The organism is Shewanella sp. 6_MG-2023 (genome assembly GCF_030547195.1).
Classification (GTDB): Bacteria; Pseudomonadota; Gammaproteobacteria; order Enterobacterales; family Shewanellaceae; genus Shewanella.
Window position 1 is genome coordinate 16,859 of sequence record NZ_JAUOQU010000030.1, and the last position, 24,321, is coordinate 41,179.

Sequence of the window (24,321 nt, forward strand, 5' to 3'; positions counted from 1 at the left end):
ATATATTTTATTAAAGCAAATTAACGACTCAAGATGATAATTATTTCAACCATAAGTCGTAGCTAAGAGTTGAGTTCAATTCACTTCAATATGAGTAAATCGCGACAAGCTTCGAAATTACCAATTAAAGCTGATCTTAATCATAAAATTAATTAATTTCAGTTTTAAAATCTAACCTCTAGAACTTCTTATTTTTTATTGTCTATCTTGAGTTTTATTACCCTGTGGAACTTCAAATTGACTATCATGATTTTGTTTTTCAGAAACTGAAATTACTTCATATATATAACGTGCTAATGCCTCTTTTTCCACTCAATTACTATGTCATCGACCATACGAATTAAAACTGAAATACGCTAGCTAAGTATTCTTTATAGCGTTAACCCTGCATGAGTAGCTCATCACGATACTTCATGGCATCAGCCGAAGTAATATCGTTAACGCAAATAGCTTAGGTATCTTTTTGATGATCGATTTCCTATTTTGGGCAGCAACTCAACGAAGTGACGGGGTCTTTGCGCAAGCTGGTTAATAGATGCAGGTTAATAAGTAGTGGACTAAAACCTGATTTCTCTTTTGAGGTAACAAATGCTGCCAATGCATTATTCAAGCTCATAACTGGCAGTGGTTTGGCTACTGAGTAAGTTTCACTGTGTTGTGGCAGCTTAGTGTCTCTGATGGGGATACTAAAACTTGCTGGCTTTGTACTGATGGCCGACTTGTTTTTCTCAAACTCACTGCGAAGACTGTTAATCACTTCATCAACATAACGAATAAAGTCATTAATACAGATTTGATGATCTATGGCATTGATGATTTTTTTGAGTGTACTTGCTACATCGATATAGCGCCTATATTGCTAATATGGCTTCAGCAAAGCCTAGGGTTAACAAAGATACTTTTACATCAAAAGGAAAGCCTTTATCACGTAAATATGTGGCTAAACAGATACGTGTGAGCTACACGTTAATAGGAGCTCTGCTGATGCGAAAAGCAGGGATATTGACTGAGTCAATCCTCTCAAGGAAGATAAGTGACTATAAAACAGGCACTTCAAACACTAGACAATAAAGTAGTTTTGAATTGATAGTATTAATCTTCAATATTTTTAGTAAGTTAAACGAAAAAAGGCTCATCATTTCTGATGAGCCTTTCGTCTTAAATATGGCGGAGAGATAGGGATTTGAACGCAAGGCTTCCTATTATATATAAAATGATGTGTTCAGCCGTGCCTGCTGTGGAGAACTTAGCTCAACCTGCTATGCTGGAAGCAATGGACGCTGTTAAAAAGTTCCAATTGAAATTTTATGTTGTTGACAGTATTCAATATTAGTTCACCTCAATTACATTGCAGTTGAAAGCTGTGAAAAAGCACAGTCTTTCTTCCTTAAAAAGAAACTTGTGATCTATTACTCATACCTAATTTGAGTTAATCACTATATTAAATATCCATTCAATCAAAAAAATTTAATGATATTGAAAAAGTGGTTACTCTCCCCCACTTTTGCCCTAACAAGTTCTCAGTAACATTATGCAAACCATAAATAGTAATCTTAAAATACTCTATCACTAACCCCACAAGATTAAAGAGAAAAAACAAGTTATGAGTAACTTAGACATAAAAAAAAACAATATATTTAATGAAGTTCTTGCAGCCATTAGTTTTCTAACACGCTTTCCTTTTACAAATCACATGATGTTTCATGAAAAGACTGTGGCGGCTGCTAGTCGTTGGTTTTCATTGGTTGGTCTTTTTATAGGTTTTTTTGGCGCAGCTGTATACTTTGCACTTAGCTTAGTAGTTCCTCATTCCCTTGCGTGCGTTGTGACTTTGGTAATACTCATCCTTGCAACCGGTGCCTTTCATGAAGATGGCTTGGCCGATCTCGCTGATGGCTTTGGTGGAGGTTGGGATAAAAGCAGAAAGTTAGCAATAATGAAAGATAGCCAGATTGGCACCTATGGGGTACTTGCATTAATATCAACCTTTGCAATAAAACTGAGTAGCCTGCAGCTACTCAGTATGCAGCAAGTCATGCTCGCATTAATAACTGCACATGGTGCTAGCAGAGCTATCTCTGGCATGGTGCCATTCTTTCTTGAATATGCACGTATAGGGGAAAACAAAACACCACAAAAATCAAATACTATCAACTACAACACATTATTGATACTAACTGCATGTGGTTTCCCTGGATTGCTTTTACTGCCAAGCAGCTTAACTTTATTATTACTAGCAACTTGGTTGATAGCTTTTGTTTTATTACTCAAGTTAATGAAAAAACAAATAAATGGATATACAGGTGACACCCTTGGCGCAACGCAGCAAGTAATAGAGTTATTAACTTATATTTGCTTTGTTATTTGGACATATTAGTATATTAATACTTATTGAAACTAGTGATTACAAATCAAAACCAGACAGGATTAGTGCACTTAACATGTTAAAGTAAAAAATATTAAGGTGATGGAAAACCCTTTAGTTTAAAAGTGATAACACTTAATATTTTTATTTCAGCCAGTTGCTGATTAATTCATAGAGAGTCTTTATTTAAAAAATAAAAACACGTTCCTCAGCAACTAACTTTCCTATCTAGTTTAAAAGTCTCACTGCTAACATTTGCATTCTAGCAATCACACTTAAGCGTAAACAACCTATCATGTATAAAATTACACATAGGTTCCGTGATGAAAATTTAGCCTCAAAAAAAATGAGGTTAGATGCCTCTAACCTCATAATGCAGGGTTACCAAGTAAGAGTGATGAAGTTATTACTCAGTTTTACCATATACTTTGGGTGGAAGTATATATTAAAAAATATCAAAAAAGCCACAATATAAAAATATGACTTCAAATAACATTTAACTTGCAGAAAAAAACGATATCAAAATAAGAATAAACCAAACAATTATGGTTACATTCAAATGTTGTGAATATTGTTTTAAACATCTCTATTACGATATGCGTAAAACAACTCTCACAACAAATAATAGCAATGCTTAATAATTTTTAATATGTTACTTTTAACAGTAATTTAAACATATTATAAAATTAATTTTCAACCTAAATCTTATTACAAGTAAAAATAGCTCATATTTAAAGCAAGAAAAACCGCCCCATAAAGTCTCACCACAAAAGTACTGTTAAAAGTCACACACTTTAGTCCATATAAATAAACCTGTGACCATTTTCACATTCCAACTACCAATAATTGATTATATTCCACCACATCATCGATGGGTAAAGTAACAGTTCACAACAATGAGTTGTGCGAACAAGCTTTATCACTATCAATACAATTAGGGTGTTATTTTTGGGAATGTGGTGAGACCCCACAGCTGTACCTGCAACTGTAAACAGAGCGAAATACTTTTTACCACTGACTTTATATCGGGAAGGTGTATTTCTAGATGCTGTGAGCCAGGAGACCGACCTAATTGTTCGATGTACTCAAGCGGGTTTCTTGAGACATAGAAAGATTGGATTTTTTCTATTCGCTACTAGTTACTCAATTATTAACAAGCAGCGCATCTCCCGCTATTTTAAACTCAGCATAACAAGGCAACAATAATGAGTTTTAAACTGCGTTTATCAGCTATCACATTAGCTATTTTTCAAACTTACAGTGTAAATGCTGCAGCACCTGCAGTCCCAGTGCATGAAACAATCGTGGTCACTGGAACACGTTTTGAGAGCACACCAGACTCACAACTTACGGTAATTAATACCATTGAACGTGAAGAAATTGATGTGCTTAATCCCAAATCAGTAGTTGATGTTCTAGAAGCATTACCAGGTTTAAGTGTGACTCGAAATGGTGGGGCTGGACAAACGGCTTCAGTGAGTATACGAGGCACCAGCTCTGGGCATTCATTGGTGCTTATTGATGGTTTAAGGGTTGGATCTGCCCCCCTAAACGCTGTCAATTTTGGCTCCCTTTCTCCACAAAATATTGAGCGGATAGAAGTCATAAAAGGCCCTAGAGCTTCTATTTGGGGCAGTGATGCTATTGGCGGCGTAATACAAATATTTACTCGCCAACTTAATGGTGGTGAATGGTTTGCCAGTACCGAGTTAGGTAGTAATAACTATCTACGAGGCACTGTAGGTGCGGGAGTGGCACATGGTGATGGTCAAAGTACTATCACAGTAAACAGTGAACGTTCAGATGGATATAATATCCATAATGGCGCTCCAGAAGAAGCTGATGATGATGGCTATGACCGCATAGGATTAACTGTAGCGGGTTTGCAAAATATCTCTGACCAATGGGATATTAGCTGGAGTCTACAATATGACACTGGTAATAGCGAACACGATGATATTTACGCCAGTGGCGGCACTGACCAAGCTGATTTTGACAATTATTTGTGGAATGTTGGCACCCAATATCAGGGCGAGCAACTCACGAGTAAATTAAATATTGGTCAATCTCAAGATTCAAATGTCAATTTTCGCGGTGATAACCCGGATGTCGCGAGACAAAAATACGAAACAACTCGCGATCAAATAAATTGGACAAACCAATTTAAAGCATCTAATGAACTGACTGTTATCGGCGGAGTGGATTGGTATAACGAGTCCGTAAATGGGGATTATGCTGTCAATGAACGAGAAGTTTGGGGAATTTATGCGCTGGCTCAATACCAATGGCATAACGTTCTATTTGAAGGGGCTGTCCGATATGATGACGTTGAAAATATCGACAATGAAACTTCTTATAATTTAAGTGCAGCCTATAACTTTTCTGATCAATGGCGCTTAACGGCAAGCACAGGCACAGGCTTTAAAGCACCTACTTTTAATGACTTATACTGGCCTGGAACAGGAAACCCAGATTTATCCTCCGAAACCTCTGAAAGCTATGAATTAACCCTTAATTATAGGGGCTCTGCTATTCAAGGTTATATCAGTTTATTCCAAAACGATATTAATAACCTCATTGCTTGGGCACCGATTGATGAAGATGGTTACATATGGAAACCTGCCAACATCAATGAAGCCAAGATAAAAGGCTTAGAGTTATCGTTAAATACCAAGCTGTGGCAATTAGACCACCGGATTTCGTACACCTATTTAGATGCCAAAGACACTAAAAATGATGAAGAACTTGTTGGCCGTAGTGAGCACGAGTTTGATTATAGTGTGGGCTATCAATGGGAACACTTTGACCTACTCGTAAGCTATCACTATCAAGGCAAACGCTATTCAGGTTACGGCCAACACCTTGATGCTTACCATAGGGTCGATGTCAGCATGGGATATTGGTTTAACGACAAATGGCAACTACGTGTGAAAACCAACAACATACTTGATGATGACTATATGACCGTCAGCAACTACAACAATCCAGGGATGGAATATTTTGTGAGCTTGAGTTACCAAGCTTTCTAATTATGTCCTAACTAAGACTTAGGCGTCAGCGCTATTGACGCCTAAGTGGAATACTAATGACAGTAAATAACCACACAATAGAACACCTATCAGTTAATAACTTAAGTTGGAGTTGCGCTGATAAAAATGTATTGCAACAACTGAACTTCAAGGTAAATAAAGGAGAGACTATTGGTATTTTAGGCCCTAATGGTGTTGGTAAATCCACATTACTGCGCTGTATTTATAAATACCTAAAGCCATCAACTGGCGAAATCTATCTTGACGGGGTCAATATTAATGACATCTCTCGTCGTCAATTTTCAGCAAAAGTTGCTGTCGTGCTGCAACACCCTCCATCAGGGTTTTCTGTCACCTGCCGCCAATTACTGGCAACGGGCTTAGTTAGCCAGCATAAATGGTGGCAAGCTATTGACTATAAAAAAGAGCAACGGATCATTGATGAAGTGCTTGAGCAAGTTAACTTGTCAGATAAAGGCGAGCATATTTTCGAGCACTTATCTGGTGGAGAAAAACAACGCTTACTGATTGGCAGAGCCCTATTACAAAAGCCAGAAATTTTATTGCTTGATGAGCCTACCAATCACCTTGATATCCGTTACCAACTCGAAGTACTCACATTAATTAAATCGTTAAATATTACTGTTATCGCCACAATTCATGACCTTAATTTAGCCAGCGCCTTTTGCGATCAAATGCTATTTCTCAAAGAAGGTCGTTTAGTCAAAAATGGCCCGCCTTCAGCAGTGATGTCTGAAGATAATATTCGCCATATCTATGGCGTAAATGCCCATATTGATCGTCATCCAACTAATGAGAACCCTCGGATCACATACCATTATTCTGAGGCTTTATATGCGGCTGTTTAATGCAAAAAAATTGCTATTTATTCTTACTCCGTTAGTGCTCATTAGTCCAGTATTTGCCATTGTTATTGGTACCGCAAATATTGAGTTTAATGATGTTATAGGCGCGATTCTTCGGGCCGCTGACATATCAGAGGCTGCAACAGGTTCTTTAGCTATTTCTGACCGTATTATTATTGAGTTACGTATGCCAAGGGCAATTATGGCGATGCTCTGCGGCGCAGGACTAGCCATATCAGGCTCGGTATTACAATGTGTCACTCGTAATCCACTTGCCGACCCATACCTGTTTGGTATTAGTTCAGGGGCAGCATTAGGCGCTATTTTGGCGTTAACTGGCGGAATAATGTTTCTACCATTGCCTGTTTGCGCCTTTTTAGGTTCATTAATTGCAGTAGCAGTCGTCATGGTCATGTCCCGTGATGGGCAAGTTGAAACCCTTGTATTGTCTGGGGTTGCAATCTCATTTTTGCTCTCATCTATCGCCAACCTCATTCTTTATTTTAGCGATCAACAAGCCATACAAGCTGTTTTGTTTTGGTCTTTAGGCAGCTTTGCTAATGCTACTTGGTCCACCTTATTGTACCCCAGCATCATTGTAGTGCTTGGTAGCATTATTGTTTTCCAATTTCAGCGACCTTTGCATGCATTAATGGCAGGCAATGAAAGCGCCCACACCCAAGGGGTGGCAGTACTGCCATTACGGTTAGGCATGCTAATGCTAACCGCATTAATTACCTCATCTTTGGTGGCAACTTGTGGAGGAATAGGCTTTGTTGGCTTGATGGTGCCTCACATTTCAAGAATGTTAGTCGGTGCAGCTCACCCAGCTAGCCTCATTATTACCGCCATGATGGGCGCCATTTTAATGGTCTCTGTCGATATTCTTTCGCGGGTAATTTTACCTAGCCAAGAGCTCCCTGTTGGCGTTATGACCGCCATGATGGGGAGTGCTTTCTTTATTTTTCTTCTTATTAAACGCCAAAAAGGTCGTACTAGATGAAGCAGTTAATTATTGGTGGAGCCCGTTCTGGCAAAAGTAAAATGGCGCAAAACTATGCCTCCCAATGGCAAAGCAATACGCAAGGTGAAGTCATTGTTATTGTTACAGCGCAAAATAAGGATGGTGCGATGGCAAAGCGCATCGCTCATCATCAGGCTAACCGTCCGCCCAATTGGCAAACGGTTGAATCCCATTTAGCACTAGCTAGCACCCTACAGCGCCACAGCCAAGCGGACAACCTCATAATGGTTGATTGCTTAACCCTATGGTTATCTAATGTTTTACTACACGATGCTGAGCAATCTACGAATCAATACCCTGTAATGAAGCGTCAACTCATCGATACCATAAAAGCGCTTTCTGGAGAAATAGTACTTATTGGTAATGAAGTTGGTCAAGGTGTTGTCCCTATGGGGGCATTGTGTCGAGAATTTGTCGACCAATCAGGTTGGTTACACCAATCAATCGCTGAGTGTGTCGATAAGGTCACAGTATCAATTGCAGGCCTACCTATGGTTATTAAGGAAAGGGCTTAATTATGTCTATTTTCGTTAAACCCATAAGCTTAATTGTCGCGGGATTTCTTGTCTGCTTGACTACTTCATATGCCCACAGCGCACAGCAAAGATTCGTTGTGCTATCACCCCATGCGGTAGAAATGATGTTCAGTATTGACGCAGGCGATAGAATTATTGGCACAGTGGAATATGCCGACTACCCTGCTGCTGCAAATGATATAAAACGTATTGGTCGCTACGACTTTGTTAATTACGAAGCCCTAATGATGCTTAATCCCGACGCCATCATAGTGAACAGTGAAAGCACGTCATCGGGAATGCTTAGCCGCATTAAAAGCCTCGGGTTTACTGTTATTGATACCAGTGTCACAGAGCTTGCTGATATACCGAAAAGGTTAATTGAATTAGGTCAACTAACCGGACAACAACAGCTTGCCCAGCAACAAGCTGCGCAATTCAGTCAGCAGCTAAACGAGATTCGTCAACAATATCAGCATCAAGATCCCATCAGCATTTTTTATCAGGTGTGGCCTCACCCTTTAACGACAACCTCCAGTTCATGGATGGATGAGATTTTTGCAGGATGCGGAGGGGTAAACATATTTGAAAATGCCCACTCAGATTACCCTCAAGTCAACATGGAACAAGTCGTTTCATTAATGCCTGAAATGATCTTTAAACCTATTTATCACGGCAACAGTAATCAAGAGTTAATCCGCTGGGAAACTTGGAGTGAGCTACCCGCAGTAAAGCATGGACAAGTGATCGCCTTAGAAGGTGATCTCATTCACCGTACAGGCCCCCGTGTACTTCAAGGAATGATAAACATTTGCCAGAAAATCGACTTAGCACGTCATCAAAGAGCGGCAACATTATGATTAGTTTTTATTTAGGTGGTGCTCGCAGTGGCAAGTCGTCCCTTGCAGAGTTAGAAGTCAGCCAAACTCGATTACCCGTGCTCTATATCGCTACCTCTCGCCCGAGTGCATCTATGCAAGAGCGGATCCGCTTACATAAACAACAGCGCCCTGACAGTTGGCAAACTCTCGAAGTGCCAGTAGATTTAGTCACTAGCTTAATTAAACACGACAAGCCAGAGCAAACCATCATAATTGATTGTTTAACCCTGTGGTTAACCAACCAACTGTTGGCACAACATTGCCTAAAACAAGCTATCGAGGAGCTTGCGAAAACACTGGCCAATATGCAATCGCATTGCGTTCTGGTTAGCACTGAATGTGGCCAAAGCTTGATTCCAGAAGATAAAATGAGCCAACTGTTCGTTAATGCCAGTGGCGAAATGCACCAAATCATCGCCGAAATCGCTGACAAGGTGACTTTCTGCCAAAGCAAAATTGCTAACACGTTAAAAATGCCAAAAGAACTCAGTTATGAATAACACTAAGTTCACTTTATTACGCCATGGTCAGCCGCAACTCAGCGACTGCTTACTGGGTCGCACCAATGCACCATTAACCGCCCTTGGCTGGCAACAACTACGTCAAAGTAGTATAGGTTTAGGCTTTGATAGAATTATTAGTTCACCATTAGAGCGCTGTAGCGCATTTGCCCAGCAACTCGCTCACGAAAGCGCCGTACCAATAACTATCTGTGCTGACTGGCAAGAAATGGACTTCGGTTTATGGGACGGTCTGCCGCTTAAACAGCTGTGGGCGGCTACTGATATTGACTACCCTAAATTTTGGCAAAACCCCTTTTTAAGCCAGCCTCCTCAAGGTGAATCAAGCATTCAATTAATGCAACGAGTAGTAAAGCAAATTCAGTTACTCAGTCGACAATATCAAGGCCAACACTTATTAATTGTGACTCATTCAGGGGTTATTCGCATCATTATGCATTGGCTATTATGTCATTCAAATTCGATAGACAAGTTCTCTGAAGCGTTTCTATCCTCTCATAGCCACAGCCATCAATATTGCAATGCCCACCTTAGCAATCTTATGGTTTCCTACGCAGCTCGACTACAAATCAATACCTTTATTGATGATGACAAGGTGCTATGGCCGCAATTGACAGGACTGCATAACTACCACGCTGACACTCAGCCAAAGGAAGCCTAAAATGAAAACTATCTGTTTTAACATTTTGAACTGCGCAGCAACTCAATTGCCGAGCTTACATCAACTTTCTGATGCTGGGGCAGGTTCCGATTTAATGCATTTCACCCCAACCAGAGACAGTGAAATTATCGCCAATGGGCAAGCCAACACGGTATTACCTCTGAAAAAGTTGCAGTCCAAAGAGGCTGATAAATATGATGGGCTGTTAAGTAATGGTGGTATTAGTCCGGCAGTATTATCTCGAGGGCTACTAAAGTTATTAGCCAGCAATGGTTATAACATTGAATTTCATAGCTATAACTTTAATGTCAGTCAGCCGCACACCATGCAAGAAGATTGGCTAGTACAATCACACCATGGTGGCAGAAATATTGATAGCACTGAGTTAATTGAAACGACATTAATTCCCTCGTTAGTGGATCAAGCCCAAAGAGGCTGCATCAGTATTTTGTCTGAGTGCGGAGTTGGCGGCACCACCTTTTCTACCCTGTGGTTACGCTTACTTACTGGTATGGATTTGTCTCCCGCGGGAAGCACTATCGACCCTAAAAAATTAGCTATAAAGCAGCAACTACTCAATGAGCTTGAATGCCAATATCGTGTTGATGGCGAAAATTTTGATGAAACGCGCTTATTAGCTAACCCACGGTTTCACGATCCAATTCAACTGGCCGTCAGCCAACTAATTAAACAGTGGCCAACACAGCTACCAATGCCAACTTTTGCTGGTGGCATGATGTTCGTAGCGCCGCTATTGGCGGCAAGAAAAACCAACTCTCTAGCCATCCCTGTGCTAATCCACACCACTCGGTGGGTACTTAATGGCGATGGCAAACAAGTATTATCCCATCTTGGGGACAAAGATGTCATCACCACCCACACAACCAATTTTTCACGCTCTGATATGAGCTGCCTTCAGTGCTATGAGCAAGGGCTAGTAGTAGAGGGCTGCGGCTTAGGTGGCCTGCTGGTTTTAGCTGAGACATTAGGGATAAACGAACCTGCGATAATTAAGGCGCTTGAACTGGCCGTAAATGAATACCAGCGACCATTTCTTGAAAACGAATCGGTGGCCTAATGTGGGAAATAGGATTTGAGTCATAACTTGTGATAACAGGCTAGCAAACGCTATCAATATACCAGAATAAAGTATCAGGAATAATAATGAGCTATAACCCTAAAAAACAAGCACAACACAAAGAGCATGTTGACCAGGCCATCGAAAAAGCCCAAGAAGAGCGTGGTCAAGTATTAGTGATAACAGGTAATGGTAAAGGTAAAACCACTGGTGGATTTGGCACCTTATTTAGAGCCCTAGGCCACCAACAAAAAGTCGCGGCAGTGCAGTTTGTTAAAGGCGATCTTGAATGCGGTGAGCGTAACTTACTTGAACAACTCAATGTACCAGTTCATACCATGAATACAGGATTTAGCTGGAATAGTGAAGATAAAGAAGTTGATAAGCAAGCAGCACAAATTGCATGGCAAGCAGCAAAATCATTCATTACCGATCCTAGCTTAGATTTGGTGCTATTAGACGAACTCACTTACATGATCACTTGGGGCTTTATTGAACTGGACGACATCATTACCACACTGAAACAAAGACCAACTGAAATGTCAGTGGTTATCACTGGTCGAGCAGCCCATCGTGAGCTCAAAGAGTACGCTGATACGGTCAGTGAAGTAAGACCTGAAAAACATGCGTTCCATCAAGGCTTAAAAGCGCGTCAAGGGCTGGACTGGTAATTAAAAGGTACGCAAATTGCGGGCGACTTTAATAGCGATATTTCCCGAAGTGCCCAGCTTATTTATCAATTCAATTTTTGACGCTTAAAAACAAGCCCAAAATAATTTTTTAATGGAACAACTCCCATGAGCGGATTCAAATTAATGGTGCAAGGCACTACCAGCGACGCTGGTAAAAGCTTGATGGTTGCAGGGCTTTGTCGAGTTCTGGCACGTAAAGGAATTAAAGTCGCCCCTTTCAAACCACAAAATATGGCACTTAACAGCGCAGTCACGCCAGACGGCGGCGAAATAGGTCGCGCACAAGCTGTGCAGGCACAAGCGTGTAACCTTCCGTTAAGCGTACACATGAATCCAGTACTGCTAAAACCCAATACCGATACAGGTGCACAGGTGATCATTCGTGGTAAAGCAATTGAAGATATGAATGCCGTCAATTACCACAACTTTAAACCGCAGCTGCTAGAGATAGTGCTGGAAAGTTTTGAAACCCTGGGACAAGGTATGCAGGCTAGACTGGTTGAAGGCGCTGGCAGTCCTGCTGAAGTGAATCTGCGTGAGCAAGACATAGCCAATATGGGCTTTGCCGTTGCGGCCCAAACCCCTGTTGTTATTGTGGCAGATATTGATCGAGGCGGCGTCTTTGCTCATTTATATGGGACTTTTGATCTGCTTTCTGCTGAAGAGAAATTACTGGTTAAGGGTTTTATTATCAATCGCTTCAGAGGCGATATCACCTTATTAGAAAGTGGGCTTACTTGGTTGACGGAGAAAACTGGCGTGCCGGTAATCGGTGTTGTCCCATATTTACACGGACTCTACCTTGAAGCGGAAGATGCTATCAACCAACAGCAACTCGATGACGATAGCCATTTTAAAGTTGTCGTGCCGGGTTTGCCACGCATAAGTAATCATACGGATTTTGATGCCCTCAGGCTTCACCCGGGTGTCGACCTTTGCTTTGTTAAACCTGGCGATAAACTACCAAATGCCGACTTAATTATCTTGCCCGGTTCTAAGAGCGTGCGCGGCGATTTGAAAGCATTGCGAGATCGTGGTTGGGACAAGCAAATCGCCCGTCATTTACGATTTGGCGGCAAGTTAATTGGCATTTGCGGCGGCTATCAAATGCTCGGCCACAGCATTGATGACCCCCATGGTATCGAAGGTCAAGCTGGCAGCAGCGAAGGACTTGGATACCTTAACATCACTACCACCCTTGAGAAAACGAAAACCCTTAAACAGATCCATGGCGAACTCCAGCTTAATGGCAACACTCATCCAGTGAAAGGCTATGAGATCCATGCAGGAGTCAGTAATGTACAGGAGACTCAACCCTTCACATTAGGCACTGAGGATAATCGCTATCCTGATGGTGCAGTCTGTCCACAAAATCAAGTATTAGGCACTTATCTTCATGGCGTATTCGATGAGCCACAAGCCTGTAATGCGCTACTGAACTGGGCAGGCTACCAACAGCAAAAAGCCCAAGATATGTCAGCATTGCGTGAGGAAAACCTCAATCGACTCGCCGATAGCCTTGAAGAGTCGCTCGATCTCGATTCACTATTTAACGGTATTGAGGGGTGGAGCTAATGAATAAGATGCAAGCTCATTGCCCTGCTTTGTTTGTTACAGCTCCAAGTAGTGATAGTGGTAAAACTACATTGGTTGCTGCTATGGCCAGATATTGGAGTAATCAAGGAAACAAAGTCAGAGTGTTTAAAACTGGGCCTGACTTTATCGACCCTATTTTTCATGAATTCGCCAGTGGTCATCCTGCTCACCACCTCGATCTTGGCATATCGCCTTTTCCTCGGGAAATTGAGGACGTCATAAACGTTATCGTCACGCAACGCTATGACATCTTCACGGACAACTTGAATAACCTCCCCTCTGAATATAACGGAGGTTTCTGGCTATTTGGCAGATCAATATGTGACAAACCTACATCACCTCATCTTATGTAGAACATGAGTTTTCGACACATAACAGCAAGGAGCAATAATGAAGCAACTGACGAACCTCACAGTGACCCCAAACCCAGGTCACCTGCTAGATAACTGGCAACAAGCTGAAGATTGGTTAAGCCAAATGAACCTTGATGGTTTCGAAATATATCCGCATGGCACTGTCTCTGCGGATGCTATTCCAGCTCATTTAAGTGGCGGCTTTCATCTGCAATCTTTTCCCATTCTGACTCCGTTACTTTATAACGACAGCAAACGGTTAATGGACATCTTTGGTGATTGGGACACTGTCGCACAATTCTATGGTGGTACTGATGCCGACTACCTCATCAACACCCTCACTCAACAACTGGACTTGGCGCACGCATTAGGCGCACCCTATGCGGTATTTCACCCTATGGATTGTGATATCGACAACCTCATCTCACAACACTTTCCTTGGACTTATGAAGATACAGTTAAAGCCTGCAGCCTGTTATTGAATCAAGTACTAGCCAAGAGTAAATTTAAGGGGAAATTATTATTCGAAAACATGTGGTGGCAGCAAAGCTTTCGCCTCGATAACCGCTGTGAGTATGATCTATTACGACACAGTGTTGATTATCAAAACTGCGGCATTTGCTTCGATACGGGCCATATGATGGCCACCCAAACACAGTTTAGCCATGAGCAGCAGGCTCTGGATTTTATTGAGCAACGCTTGCTGCAGCTGGATTTACACCATGAGATTTGTACCCTTCATTTAAACAGCAATATACTCCCAGCTCACAAGCCTCAGTGGCGAGCTCCACTGTCAGTAAAGAGTCCATTCTGGCAACAGTTTGATTTATCTTTACAACACATCAATAAACTAGACCCACACCAAGCCTTTAGTCAGTGTGACTTATCCAATCTTATTGAGCGTATAAAGCCTGATTTCCTTGTCCATGAAATTAACCAAAAAAGCCTACCACAGTGGCAAACTGATATTTCGACCCAGATGACATTATTAAACCGATGTTTACGTGTAGCATAACGAGTATTGGTTCTATGAAAACATAATAAAGTCAGTATCTAAGCTGTTTACATATAAGCAGCTAAAATATCTTTATAAGAGTGTGACGGTAAGGGCTTTACGGTGTTACAGCTAGTCACAAACCAAGGTTTCCCCGAAATATAATAGATTACGACGACAGTCACAGAGGCGTACTTAAAGCGCTGTTAGTTTACTGTTAGCCGCTATAAAAAGTTGCTATTACCCTCAAAAACAGACTGGTAATAGCAACTAAGACTATTTAGCTAGTATTTTAAAACCAACTAAAAATGATACCTAAAGGTCGCCATCACGAGATGAGCGGTGTAATCATGATTCAATTCCCCTAAGGTTTTAATACCAGTAGGGCCAGTTCCTGGATAGTAATTAACAGGTAATTGCGTATCGTCACTGTCTTTGTAACGTTCAATTTCATAACGTAAGCCGACCGTCATGGCTTTAGACAATGCATAATCTACAAAAACCGAAGCATAATGACTGGTTGATTCAAAATCGCCAAATACATCATTATTGTCAATATCGCTGTCGCTGAAAGACAGTGCATAGCTATAATTACCACCGATACTTATGCCATAGTCAGCTAAACCTGTGTAATCAAATCCAACACCAATAAAGCCAAACTGCTCGTTGGTATTAGCTTGCCAATAATTAGAATAATCATTACGTGCACCAGCCTGATTATTATCAATCCATTGATAACCGCCATCACCATTTAGGTTCAAGGTTTCAGTCACTTGCCAGTTTACACTTAAGTCATAACCGTAGTTTTCTGATTCAATGAGGCCAATATCAGTATTAGTATAATCATCTAGCGAGTAATAGCCGTTGAAGCTAACTGAGACATTATCCAATGGGGTATGAGTGACAAATACCTCAGCTTTTGAGCTTTTCTTATCTGCAAGATAATACTTACGCATTAACTCACTCTCGTCACCTGATACTGCATCGTCATATAAGAACGATGAACCACCTTTGTCCGAGTAACTGCCTTTTAAGCGTAAATCCCACTTTTCAAAATTACTTGCACGCCATTGCGCCCAAAAAATATTGTCATCCGTTTTTTCTCGATCTTGATTTGAACGTTCAGTATCTGTACGGTCAAAACCTGCCTCAATACGCTGACCCGTTGCAAGATTATAACTAGCACTCACTTTGTAAGTCGTTCGAGTCGTGTCATAGATACGATTCTCAACCAATTGTCCGGTCATCGAATTGTAATTATACTGTTCGTACTCGTGGATGTCGGTGGTGTTGTCTCTATCAGAGTAATCCACAGAAGCATTCAAACGTAGCCCTTTAGCAATTAGGCTAGACACTTTAAAGTTAGCATCAAGAATATCAACTTCGACATTACCTTGATTCCCACTGTTTGGGATACCTGTTAAGGTAATAAAGTTACTGTCTTGCTTCATATTTCCGCTAACAAGGCGGCCACTGAGATAGGTTTTATCAAAACGGTAATTACCTAACGCACTCACAAAATGTGCTTGGTTATCTGCCGCCTGTGACACACTAGGATAAGCATCATTGTCAATTGACAAAGCATGGTTATTATTATCAAACCAACTACCTTTGTAGTTAACTTCAGAGAACCAATTATTGCCATTAAAGTTCACTCCCGCAGATAAATTTTGCGTGCGCATATCTACAGGTGCAGCTAAGTTAGTCGCAATGATGCCACCATTACTCATACTGCTAAGCAGCTTACCCGTTTTATCTTCCGTCGCGTATTTAACATAGGTCGCGTAGCGGTCGCGAGTATAGTTTGCTTCTAATTGATACTTTTTGCGCTGTAAAGATAATGACTGAGTCACGAGGTCATCATTTTCTACAAAATGGCCATTATTACTAGTCCAAACGCTTTGTGCATTATCTGCTGTGTATTGATTTTTTTCATCAAAACTTGCCTTGATACCCCAACTACCGAGGCGGCCAGTTTTGATGCTACCGTTACCTTGCTGACTACCTAAATTATCAGCCTTGATTTCGGTACGATAACCTCGACTATTAATCACCAGATCAGAGTTCACTCCAGCGGCTAAACCGTCTGTGTATTTCAGTTTATTCGCGGCGTAGTCATCGTCACTATCTAATGCCCCTAAATCAACTCCAACCTGACCAATAACACTGCTGTTAGAAACGCAGTTCTTACATTTCCAGCTATCAGCACGATTGTTAACATCATTTGCCGCTGTTACACCAAAATCAAATGCCATCGCTCCAGTACTAACACTGGCAAGCGCTATGGCAACTAAATTTAATCTAAATTTCATAAGATAATCCCCTTAAAACTGTAGCGCCTTGCCAGACGTATGATTTGAACCATGTATTTGGCTATGACAATTTAAACATCCCTGGCCTGCTGTTTGGACGCTTTGATTATCACCAGGCATAGTGGAAGCATGGATATCTCCTGCATGACATTGCTTACACAACATAGGCACACGTGATTTAAGAAGATCATTGTTAACGCTGCCATGAGCGTTGTGACAGTTGGCACAGTTCTCCATTACCGGAGCGTGCTCCCAAAGGAAAGGACCACGTTTTTCGGCATGGCACTCAAAACAGGTTTGATTAACATTAAAGGCTTTAAGATCACTCTCGCCCATTGACCCATGCGGGTTATGACAATCAGTACAGACCATTGAGCCATTATTAATTGGATGATGGCTACGTTTATGGGTATCTGCATTTACTTTGATATGACAGTTCGCACACACTTCAGCTTGTGTGTTTTTTACCATAATAGGATCTTTGGCAGCATGCACCTGATGACAGCTGACACAAGCAACGTCTTGATCTGCATGAGCAGAGGTATGCCATGCACTTCGAGCATTGTCATTATGACAAGCAGTACACACAGAGTTTTGCATATCAGCAGTCAAAACTGAGTCTGTACCAAAATCTATCATTGGTTCATTTTTGCCCCTATGCTTACCTTGAGGTCCATGACATGCCTCACATTGCAAACCCGCCATTGGGCTATTGCTTGACATCGCTTGACCGTGAACGCCATCAAAGATGGCCATGACTTTTTCAGAGCGCTTATGGCACATCAAGCAACCATCAGCCCCCTTTTTCGAATAAGCCCCACTTTCAAATTTATCCATCAAAATATCGATTGGCTCAGCATTAATGCTACTGGCAATAAAGCCAGATAGCATAATTAGCAATGCACTCATACGTTTCAATTTTTTCATATCATCTGCCATAATTTATATTAGATTTTTAGTTTTGCTACTCAATATGTTCAATTTACATATCGATTAGAAACAGAGACTAACCACAAAAAATAGAAATTTCTCTGGGGTTTTTAACAGTAAACTTAAAACTGTTAGCTATAACCGAAGATATTTTGGCAGGCTGATAACAAGGTGGGCATAAGAGGGCTTCCCCTCTGGATCACATACTGCAGATAAAAGTGAAACTAAGGTAAAAAACAGTTTAATTGATGTGAAATTACCTTAGCGTGTATAGATAATCTACTGGCAAATAGGTGTATTGAACCTCCCAATGGATTGCAGCGCTAAGATGGAGGTAATTACATTTCCTTTATAGGTAGCTACTATTATTAGTAGCTACCTCGTTATCATTGAATCAATCCCAGCGGAAACTGCGACTAGCTAGCGCTAAACATATCAAAATCGTTGCCACAAGATATAGCAGATGATTGCCAATATCGAATAATCCAGCGCCGTCGATAATAACCGCCCTATTAGCATCATTCATGTGAGTTAACGGTAAGCAATCAGCCAAAAAACGAACCCAGGGTTTACTGCCTTCTAAAGAAAACCAAATCCCCGATAAAAACATCATTGGCCATGAGAGAATATTAAGCAGTCCATTACACAACTCGTCTGAGCGGGTACGACTTGCCACCAGCAAACCGATACTGATCATGGCTGCGCTACCGAGTAATGTATTGAGCACCAAAAGCAGTACATTACCTTGAGAGCTAATATCGAACATCAGCGCGATAACCAAAAAGACTAAGATAGCAGAAACCACTGTCGCTCCAAGTCTTGAAATGAGTTGGGATGCCAAAAACTGCCACGCCGCTAACGGGGTTACTTGCAACCGCTTTAACACCCCGGTTCTGCGATACCGCACCACCACATAACCCACGCCATAAAGCGCAGAAAACATCATGTTCATTCCGATAATACCTGGCAGTAGCCACTCAACATGACGCACGGCATTGCCAACAATTGTTTGCTTTTCTAACTCAGGGGATTTGCTAAAAATAACCTGCTCTAATATATAACCTTTAGCACTGTCTGGGTTGACCCAATAACTATCGCCACTGATCAAACCATCAATTAAATGTCGAGAGACTTTATGCTTTGCTTGCTCTAAGTCATTGTAATAAATAACATCCACATGTTTTAACTCCGACAATGCCTCAAGCTGCGGACTATCACCATAGGCACCAAGCTGATAAAGCGTCGGGTTATCATCATCGAACACCAGTACGAGAACCAGAATAATGATAATTGGAAATAGTAGTGACCAGCCTAGCGCAGACTTGTCACGCACAAACTCAAGGTTTCGGGCGTTGATCAGTGCAAATAATGCATTCATATACGAAGCTCATTACCAGTTAACTTTAGAAAAAGGTCTTCAAGGTGCGGCTTACGCACAGACATGCCGTTAGTAGAGTGACCTGAAGCGAGTGCTGGCAGTAGATCATTAAAGCTATGACACTCTACCCTTGTTTGACCAGAACAATGACTAACTCTTACTGGTAAACCGTCAAAATCCTGAGCGCAATAAACGCCATCGAGTTCAACAATTTGCGGAAAAAAATTATCTTTAAGTAGCGCTTCAGGTGAACCTTCTGCGATAAACTGTCCTTTATCCATGATGGCAATTTGATCGCAAAGCTGCTCTGCTTCATCCATATAATGTGTAGTGAGAATAACTGTTTTCCCTTGTTTTATTATCTCCCTAACCAACTGCCAAAAATGTAACCTAGCCTGGGGGTCTAGCCCGGTGGTGGGCTCATCTAAAAAAAGCAAAGCGGGATCATTAACTAAACTCAACGCCAGCAATAGCCGCTGCTTTTGTCCCCCAGAAAGCGTAAAATGAAGCTGATTAGCAACTTCCTGTAGTTGACATAACTCGATCAAATGGGAAATAGGTGCATGGCTTTGGTAAAAACTTGCGAAAAGTTTCAAGCAATCTTTAACAGTTAAATAATCCGGTAGCGTAGTCGACTGAAATTGAATTCCAATTTCTTGTTTGAAATTCTTTTTGATTGGCAAGCCTCGATAGCGTATGTCACCCTGAGTTGGCTTCAAGACACCTTCAAGGATTTCAAGCGTTGTTGACTTACCGGCGCCATTAGGACCCAGTAAACCAAAACACTGACCAGCCTCAATATCTAAGTTAATGTTATTAACCGCAGTGAAATCACCGTATCGATGAGTTAAGCCGCGAACACTTAATAATACTGACAATACAACCTCAAGAAAAATTATTAGACATATATTATCTGTAGTGCAATGGAAAAAAACACTGGGGGTTTTAACAGTCTTTGATTTAGCAAATCATAATTGTGTACTTGCACACAAAGCTGTTTTAACGTGCTTGTTTTTAGCGAAAATCACCCCATCATGCCTGAACATCATTGATATTGAGATTTAACATGCGCGCGATAAAAATACTATTTGGGCTAGTCCTTTTTTTAGCTATACAGCCAGTTTTTAGCCAAGAGGAACAATCCCTCAGAATTGTGTCTTTGGCCCCCAATTGGAGCCATACTGTTGCTGAAATTGGGGCAATTGATAACCTAGTAGGTGTGACTCGTTACGCTCGATTTCCTGCCGAAGTCCCCTTAAGAGTTGAACAAAGTCGTATCGACATTGTTGGTGGATTTACTGATATCACTATCGACAATATCACTCGCTTGAATCCAGATCTCGTGCTCACAGCTACTGGACTGCAACTGACGTTAAAAGCACAGCTAAAAGCACTGGGAATACCCGTTATTCATATGGAGGAATCCAGCTTAGAAGAGGTATACACCAAAATAATTTTGCTTGGGGAGACAATAAATAATCAAAAACAAGCCATTACCTTGGTCGAATCAATTCAGGGTCAGCTACGAAAGATCGCATCCCAATACAGTAACCATCCATCTCCAAAGGTCTATTACGAAATTAACTATTTATATAAATGCGTGCCCGGAAAGCATTCATACATGACTGAACTAATTGAATTGGTTGGAGCTAAAGCCATTTTGTCAGATCGTGATGGTATCGCGCCCATGGTGACCTGGCCAGAAGTTGTGCAAGAAAACCCCGATGTTATTTTGCTGCCGATGTGGCCGGATGCTACAGGTCCAATCTTCGAAGGACCACAAGCGGGTAGCGGCACCACCACCATCAGTGAGGTCAAGTCCCGTGAAGAGGCTGATCGCGTGAACGCAGTAAATAAAGACGCTGTCAGATTTATTGACTCGGCAGTGACCAAACAGGCTGGGCCGAATATCCCCCAAGCTGCAAGGCTACTCGCGGAAGCTATTTATGGTAATTAAAACACAAATTTTAATGACCGCTAAATGAATAGTGAGGCCTTGTTAAAAGCGCAATAGCCAATTACAAAAAAACGATAAATAAACCAAACAGCAATTTAATCTTTAGTGCAATAAGTTATCAAATATTTGCAACAAAGCGAAAATGTAGCTAATAGCTTTGGTCATTAGCGTGCGTTAAGTACGCTGATTAAGCAACTCATTTATAAACATTAAATTATTAAGGTATCCACCTTAAATAGCTACAACTAAGGTGGTTTAGTTAATCAAATGTAAGACACTGTGCGACCTTTAATGAATTCATGCAAAGATGACTTTTCTAAGCCTGCTTTGGAAAATAAAACGGTACTTGAATGCTGAGGCATTCATCACACACGGCGTACAACCAAAGCAATCAATACGATTCAAATCACAGTAAAGGGATAACCCAATACCTCCTTAAAATGTATTAGTTTTAACTTGAGTTGCATTAAATTGAACACCTCAAACCTCTTAAACTATTTGAAACGCACACCTTGAACATTTACACACCTTAACAACCTAAATAAAGCTAAATAAAGCTAAATAAAGCTAAATAAAGCTAAAACAGCTCAACTTTAACCTAACTACTACACCCATCAATTAAAATGAATGCTTTTTAGACCGTAAAATGACCATGATAAAGAGTTGCAGGGTCCACGCTTTACTACAATATAAAACTGCTTTCCCACAAGCTTAAAATCAGATTTTGCCCACAGCTATGACAAACCTTTGTCAGCTTAGCTCAGGACGGAACATACTCAAAAATAAAAAGGCCACTTGAAATCAAGTGGCCTTTAGCATCGAATTTAGCTTTTTACAGCTTATTTGGGGTTTACATGACAGGTCATACACGAGTATGGATCTGGGTAAACAGGATCTGTGGTCCAGTCACTATTACCCCTAACTTTCATATCATCGCTATATAAGCCGTGCATATAAACAAAGTTTTGATCTTTCAACGCAGGTAATATGTTCAATAAGTGATTTGCATCACCATACATTTCAGCACTAACAACGCTCACAGCATCTCTATCGGTTGATGGCACATCAATGATTGGTTTAGCTGGGTGATAACTCATATCTTCAGGAGAGTTACCACCTTCGTACATTTTCGGGAACAGTTTATTTACTGAACCATGGTTTTTAGGTTGGAACTCATTATCATGGCACCAGAAACATACCCCCATTTCACCGTGACCTGCTGGTGCGCCGTTACTACCATGACACTGAGCACATTGGTAAGGTGCTACGGCGCGATCCGCTTCATCTAATACTTCATAAGACTGTACGCCATTTGCAAGATCCATAACATAAACGGGCGTTGGGTTAACCCCCAAACTACCTTGGTCGCCATCAGAGTGAATACTGCCTAACGAGTGACAAGTACCACAATCGGCAACGCCCCAGCCAAAATGCTCTGCTGATAATGGACGAATTGCCTCGTCAATATCGTAAATTGGATATTGATTATCCCCGCCAACTCGATGGCTTTCTGGTGCAGCAAACATCAACTGTCTAGCCATTACCGCGGTATAATCAACGGGGTAATACATAGGCCAAACATCTGCAAAGGTGTGCATATTTCTGTAGCCATACCAATCAGTAAGGTCAATTTCAATGCCTTTACTTGCAAAGTATTCGCCACATTCTTGATCAATTTGACCGTTTGATGTGCCAGTGGCTGAGCCATCAAGGGCAATGCCATCACAGAATGTTGCCGGTGGCGTGTCTTCAGGCTTAGACATATCTCCAAGGCCGTACTTGTGATTCCAATCTTTAATATAACGGCGCTCATAACCATTAATCGCATATGCGTATCTAGCCTGGTTAGTAGCACCATCAACAGAATTAATAATGAAGTGCTGAATATCTATACCTGTGGATATCTTACCCCAGTATGAAAAACCAACATCAATCAGCCCATCTTCATGCATACTCATATAAATATCCGCCATGGTGATCATGGCATCTTTCTTATATATGTCAGGACGTAAGTTATGTGGTCTAACCTCGACGTTATAAAAATATCTTGGTTCGCCATCAGCAGGATCAAGCATAACTTCAGGAATAATTATACGATTATCAGAGAACTGAGCCTGAGCTTCGTTGCGACGCTCAACCTGTGTTCTTTGCATTTCTTCACGTCGGTAGGTATAAGCCTCACTTCTTGGACGCAGTAATACACCTGAATTTGATTGCAGCACAGTCATTTCTAAACGAGTGCCAACGTTTTCACCCCAATTGTTGTATTGAAATTCGCGCTTAAAGTCTGCAGTATCTGGGATCCAATTGGCATACCAGTTAGGATCGCCTTCTCCAACTGGTTTTCCATCAATATCAAACTCTACAGCACTACCATCCTCATTACGCCATACCGTATAGCGATAAGCACCGATATCTTCGCCCCATTGGTACTCAACATGGAAATCATCACGGGTCTGAGATAGGTATAGCAGCACTTCTGCAAAAGTGATTTGACCATCATTAAACAAATCATCCCGCAGCGGTGTTGGAATAACCCGACGAACCTCTTCTGCTTCAACAGTGAATCCATGTTTAATATCGGCATGTCGTCTTTCAGATTGAGCAACCCAATCAGCTCTGTCCATCCTGTCGAAGTAGATGGTTATTGGTCCTTCTAATTGCCATTTTATATCCGGTCCCCAAACATTATCGAATACCTCGCTACCAGTTTGTGGTGGTTGGCCTGTTTCAGGTAAATCTGGCGGGGTTGGAGCACTGTTGGAGTCATCACTTCCACAGCCTGAAAGTATCGCCAATGCAAGCAAAGCAGCAGTTGTATTTAATTGTTTCATATCATCCATTTCACAACATTTTTCGAATGTGGGCGATACTCGCTCAACCTACCCCTTTTGAGTTAGTGACTTATCACAGTAAAATACATTCAGTTGTAATAAAAATGATATTGAATTCTTAGATTTGAAACGTATCACAAATAGCTTGGGTTGCATTAAATTGAACACCTCAAACCTCTTAAACTATTTGAAACGCACACCTTGAACATTTACACACCTTAACAACCTAAATAAAGCTAAAACAGCTCAACTTTAACCTAACTACTACACCCATCAATTAAAATGAATGCTTTTTAGACCGTAAAATGACCATGATAAAGAGTTGCAGGGTCCAC

At 41.1% G+C, this 24,321-nt stretch carries 20 protein-coding genes and 1 riboswitch; of the genes, 14 read left to right on the forward strand and 6 right to left on the reverse strand.

The window, feature by feature from the left end:
* Positions 1-478 precede the first annotated feature (478 nt).
* A complete protein-coding gene (locus tag Q4533_RS15950) occupies positions 479-757 on the reverse strand; it encodes a hypothetical protein (protein ID WP_102531542.1) in 279 nt (92 codons plus the stop codon).
* A gap of 846 nt (positions 758-1,603) precedes the next feature.
* Here Q4533_RS15950 and cobS point away from each other — a divergent pair.
* The 13 genes from cobS (at position 1,604) to Q4533_RS16015 (ending at position 14,596) form a co-directional block, all read left to right on the forward strand.
* Positions 1,604-2,377 carry an adenosylcobinamide-GDP ribazoletransferase gene (cobS, locus tag Q4533_RS15955; RefSeq protein ID WP_102475834.1) on the forward strand — a complete coding sequence of 258 codons (774 nt, stop codon included), beginning with the start codon at positions 1,604-1,606 and terminating at the stop codon, positions 2,375-2,377.
* A gap of 908 nt (positions 2,378-3,285) precedes the next feature.
* A riboswitch (cobalamin riboswitch) is annotated at positions 3,286-3,452 on the forward strand.
* Between the two features lie 118 nt (positions 3,453-3,570).
* The gene (locus Q4533_RS15960; protein ID WP_303503294.1) at positions 3,571-5,394 is read left to right on the forward strand and encodes a TonB-dependent receptor; all 1,824 of its coding nucleotides are present in this window, start codon (positions 3,571-3,573) and stop codon (positions 5,392-5,394) included.
* Between the two features lie 56 nt (positions 5,395-5,450).
* Entirely contained in the window at positions 5,451-6,263 is an 813-nt protein-coding gene (locus Q4533_RS15965; RefSeq protein WP_102475831.1) for an ABC transporter ATP-binding protein, read from the forward strand.
* The gene (locus Q4533_RS15970) at positions 6,250-7,263 is read left to right on the forward strand and encodes an iron ABC transporter permease (RefSeq protein WP_102530697.1); all 1,014 of its coding nucleotides are present in this window, start codon (positions 6,250-6,252) and stop codon (positions 7,261-7,263) included. The genes Q4533_RS15965 and Q4533_RS15970 overlap by 14 nt, the downstream gene beginning before the upstream one ends.
* On the forward strand, positions 7,260-7,799 hold the full coding sequence (cobU, locus tag Q4533_RS15975; RefSeq protein WP_303503297.1) for a bifunctional adenosylcobinamide kinase/adenosylcobinamide-phosphate guanylyltransferase: 540 nt from the start codon (positions 7,260-7,262) through the stop codon (positions 7,797-7,799). Before Q4533_RS15970 ends, cobU (Q4533_RS15975) begins: the two co-directional genes overlap by 4 nt.
* A gap of 2 nt (positions 7,800-7,801) precedes the next feature.
* Positions 7,802-8,659 carry a helical backbone metal receptor gene (locus tag Q4533_RS15980; protein ID WP_102475828.1) on the forward strand — a complete coding sequence of 286 codons (858 nt, stop codon included), beginning with the start codon at positions 7,802-7,804 and terminating at the stop codon, positions 8,657-8,659.
* Positions 8,656-9,180, forward strand: coding sequence for a bifunctional adenosylcobinamide kinase/adenosylcobinamide-phosphate guanylyltransferase (cobU, locus tag Q4533_RS15985; RefSeq protein ID WP_102475827.1), 525 nt, complete (start codon positions 8,656-8,658; stop codon positions 9,178-9,180). The genes Q4533_RS15980 and cobU (Q4533_RS15985) overlap by 4 nt, the downstream gene beginning before the upstream one ends.
* Positions 9,173-9,862: a histidine phosphatase family protein gene (locus tag Q4533_RS15990; RefSeq protein WP_102475826.1), complete on the forward strand. Its 690-nt coding sequence runs from the start codon at positions 9,173-9,175 to the stop codon at positions 9,860-9,862. Before cobU (Q4533_RS15985) ends, Q4533_RS15990 begins: the two co-directional genes overlap by 8 nt.
* 1 nt (position 9,863) lies before the next feature.
* Positions 9,864-10,940 carry a hypothetical protein gene (locus tag Q4533_RS15995; protein WP_102475825.1) on the forward strand — a complete coding sequence of 359 codons (1,077 nt, stop codon included), beginning with the start codon at positions 9,864-9,866 and terminating at the stop codon, positions 10,938-10,940.
* An 86-nt stretch (positions 10,941-11,026) separates the two neighbouring features.
* On the forward strand, positions 11,027-11,611 hold the full coding sequence (cobO, locus tag Q4533_RS16000; RefSeq protein ID WP_102475824.1) for a cob(I)yrinic acid a,c-diamide adenosyltransferase: 585 nt from the start codon (positions 11,027-11,029) through the stop codon (positions 11,609-11,611).
* Positions 11,612-11,737: 126 nt separating this feature from the next.
* Positions 11,738-13,207 (forward strand): cobyric acid synthase, encoded by a 1,470-nt coding sequence (locus Q4533_RS16005; RefSeq protein WP_102475823.1) that lies wholly within the window; start codon positions 11,738-11,740, stop codon positions 13,205-13,207.
* Positions 13,207-13,581, forward strand: a complete 375-nt coding sequence (locus Q4533_RS16010; RefSeq protein ID WP_241904959.1) for a hypothetical protein — start codon at positions 13,207-13,209, stop codon at positions 13,579-13,581. The genes Q4533_RS16005 and Q4533_RS16010 overlap by 1 nt, the downstream gene beginning before the upstream one ends.
* 37 nt (positions 13,582-13,618) lie before the next feature.
* Entirely contained in the window at positions 13,619-14,596 is a 978-nt protein-coding gene (locus tag Q4533_RS16015) for a TIM barrel protein (protein ID WP_102475822.1), read from the forward strand.
* Positions 14,597-14,877: 281 nt separating this feature from the next.
* Here the strand turns inward: Q4533_RS16015 and Q4533_RS16020 are convergent, their stop codons facing one another.
* From Q4533_RS16020 to Q4533_RS16035, 4 genes are all read right to left on the reverse strand, one after another.
* Positions 14,878-16,887 carry an MtrB/PioB family decaheme-associated outer membrane protein gene (locus tag Q4533_RS16020; protein WP_303503299.1) on the reverse strand — a complete coding sequence of 670 codons (2,010 nt, stop codon included), beginning with the start codon at positions 16,885-16,887 and terminating at the stop codon, positions 14,878-14,880.
* Between the two features lie 12 nt (positions 16,888-16,899).
* A complete protein-coding gene (locus Q4533_RS16025) occupies positions 16,900-17,814 on the reverse strand; it encodes a DmsE family decaheme c-type cytochrome (RefSeq protein WP_102475820.1) in 915 nt (304 codons plus the stop codon).
* Positions 17,815-18,211: 397 nt separating this feature from the next.
* Positions 18,212-19,195 carry an ABC transporter permease gene (locus Q4533_RS16030; protein WP_303503301.1) on the reverse strand — a complete coding sequence of 328 codons (984 nt, stop codon included), beginning with the start codon at positions 19,193-19,195 and terminating at the stop codon, positions 18,212-18,214.
* Positions 19,192-20,073, reverse strand: a complete 882-nt coding sequence (locus tag Q4533_RS16035; RefSeq protein WP_102475818.1) for an ABC transporter ATP-binding protein — start codon at positions 20,071-20,073, stop codon at positions 19,192-19,194. Before Q4533_RS16035 ends, Q4533_RS16030 begins: the two co-directional genes overlap by 4 nt.
* A 281-nt stretch (positions 20,074-20,354) precedes the next feature.
* On the opposite strand from Q4533_RS16035, the gene Q4533_RS16040 reads away from it, so the two are divergent.
* Complete coding sequence (locus Q4533_RS16040) at positions 20,355-21,152, forward strand: ABC transporter substrate-binding protein (RefSeq protein ID WP_157936254.1); 798 nt, start codon at positions 20,355-20,357, stop codon at positions 21,150-21,152.
* Between the two features lie 839 nt (positions 21,153-21,991).
* Here Q4533_RS16040 and Q4533_RS16045 read toward each other — a convergent pair.
* Positions 21,992-23,986, reverse strand: a complete 1,995-nt coding sequence (locus Q4533_RS16045; protein WP_303503304.1) for a hypothetical protein — start codon at positions 23,984-23,986, stop codon at positions 21,992-21,994.
* Positions 23,987-24,321 lie beyond the last annotated feature (335 nt).

Coding starts and splice junctions, on each gene's coding strand:
- cobS (WP_102475834.1), top strand. CDS start 1,604: ATGAGTAACTTAGACATAAAAAAAAACAATATATTTAATGAAGTTCTT.
- Q4533_RS15960 (WP_303503294.1), top strand. CDS start 3,571: ATGAGTTTTAAACTGCGTTTATCAGCTATCACATTAGCTATTTTTCAA.
- Q4533_RS15965 (WP_102475831.1), top strand. CDS start 5,451: ATGACAGTAAATAACCACACAATAGAACACCTATCAGTTAATAACTTA.
- Q4533_RS15970 (WP_102530697.1), top strand. CDS start 6,250: ATGCGGCTGTTTAATGCAAAAAAATTGCTATTTATTCTTACTCCGTTA.
- cobU (WP_303503297.1), top strand. CDS start 7,260: ATGAAGCAGTTAATTATTGGTGGAGCCCGTTCTGGCAAAAGTAAAATG.
- Q4533_RS15980 (WP_102475828.1), top strand. CDS start 7,802: ATGTCTATTTTCGTTAAACCCATAAGCTTAATTGTCGCGGGATTTCTT.
- cobU (WP_102475827.1), top strand. CDS start 8,656: ATGATTAGTTTTTATTTAGGTGGTGCTCGCAGTGGCAAGTCGTCCCTT.
- Q4533_RS15990 (WP_102475826.1), top strand. CDS start 9,173: ATGAATAACACTAAGTTCACTTTATTACGCCATGGTCAGCCGCAACTC.
- Q4533_RS15995 (WP_102475825.1), top strand. CDS start 9,864: ATGAAAACTATCTGTTTTAACATTTTGAACTGCGCAGCAACTCAATTG.
- cobO (WP_102475824.1), top strand. CDS start 11,027: ATGAGCTATAACCCTAAAAAACAAGCACAACACAAAGAGCATGTTGAC.
- Q4533_RS16005 (WP_102475823.1), top strand. CDS start 11,738: ATGAGCGGATTCAAATTAATGGTGCAAGGCACTACCAGCGACGCTGGT.
- Q4533_RS16010 (WP_241904959.1), top strand. CDS start 13,207: ATGAATAAGATGCAAGCTCATTGCCCTGCTTTGTTTGTTACAGCTCCA.
- Q4533_RS16015 (WP_102475822.1), top strand. CDS start 13,619: ATGAAGCAACTGACGAACCTCACAGTGACCCCAAACCCAGGTCACCTG.
- Q4533_RS16020 (WP_303503299.1), bottom strand. CDS start 16,887: ATGAAATTTAGATTAAATTTAGTTGCCATAGCGCTTGCCAGTGTTAGT.
- Q4533_RS16025 (WP_102475820.1), bottom strand. CDS start 17,814: ATGAAAAAATTGAAACGTATGAGTGCATTGCTAATTATGCTATCTGGC.
- Q4533_RS16030 (WP_303503301.1), bottom strand. CDS start 19,195: ATGAATGCATTATTTGCACTGATCAACGCCCGAAACCTTGAGTTTGTG.
- Q4533_RS16045 (WP_303503304.1), bottom strand. CDS start 23,986: ATGAAACAATTAAATACAACTGCTGCTTTGCTTGCATTGGCGATACTT.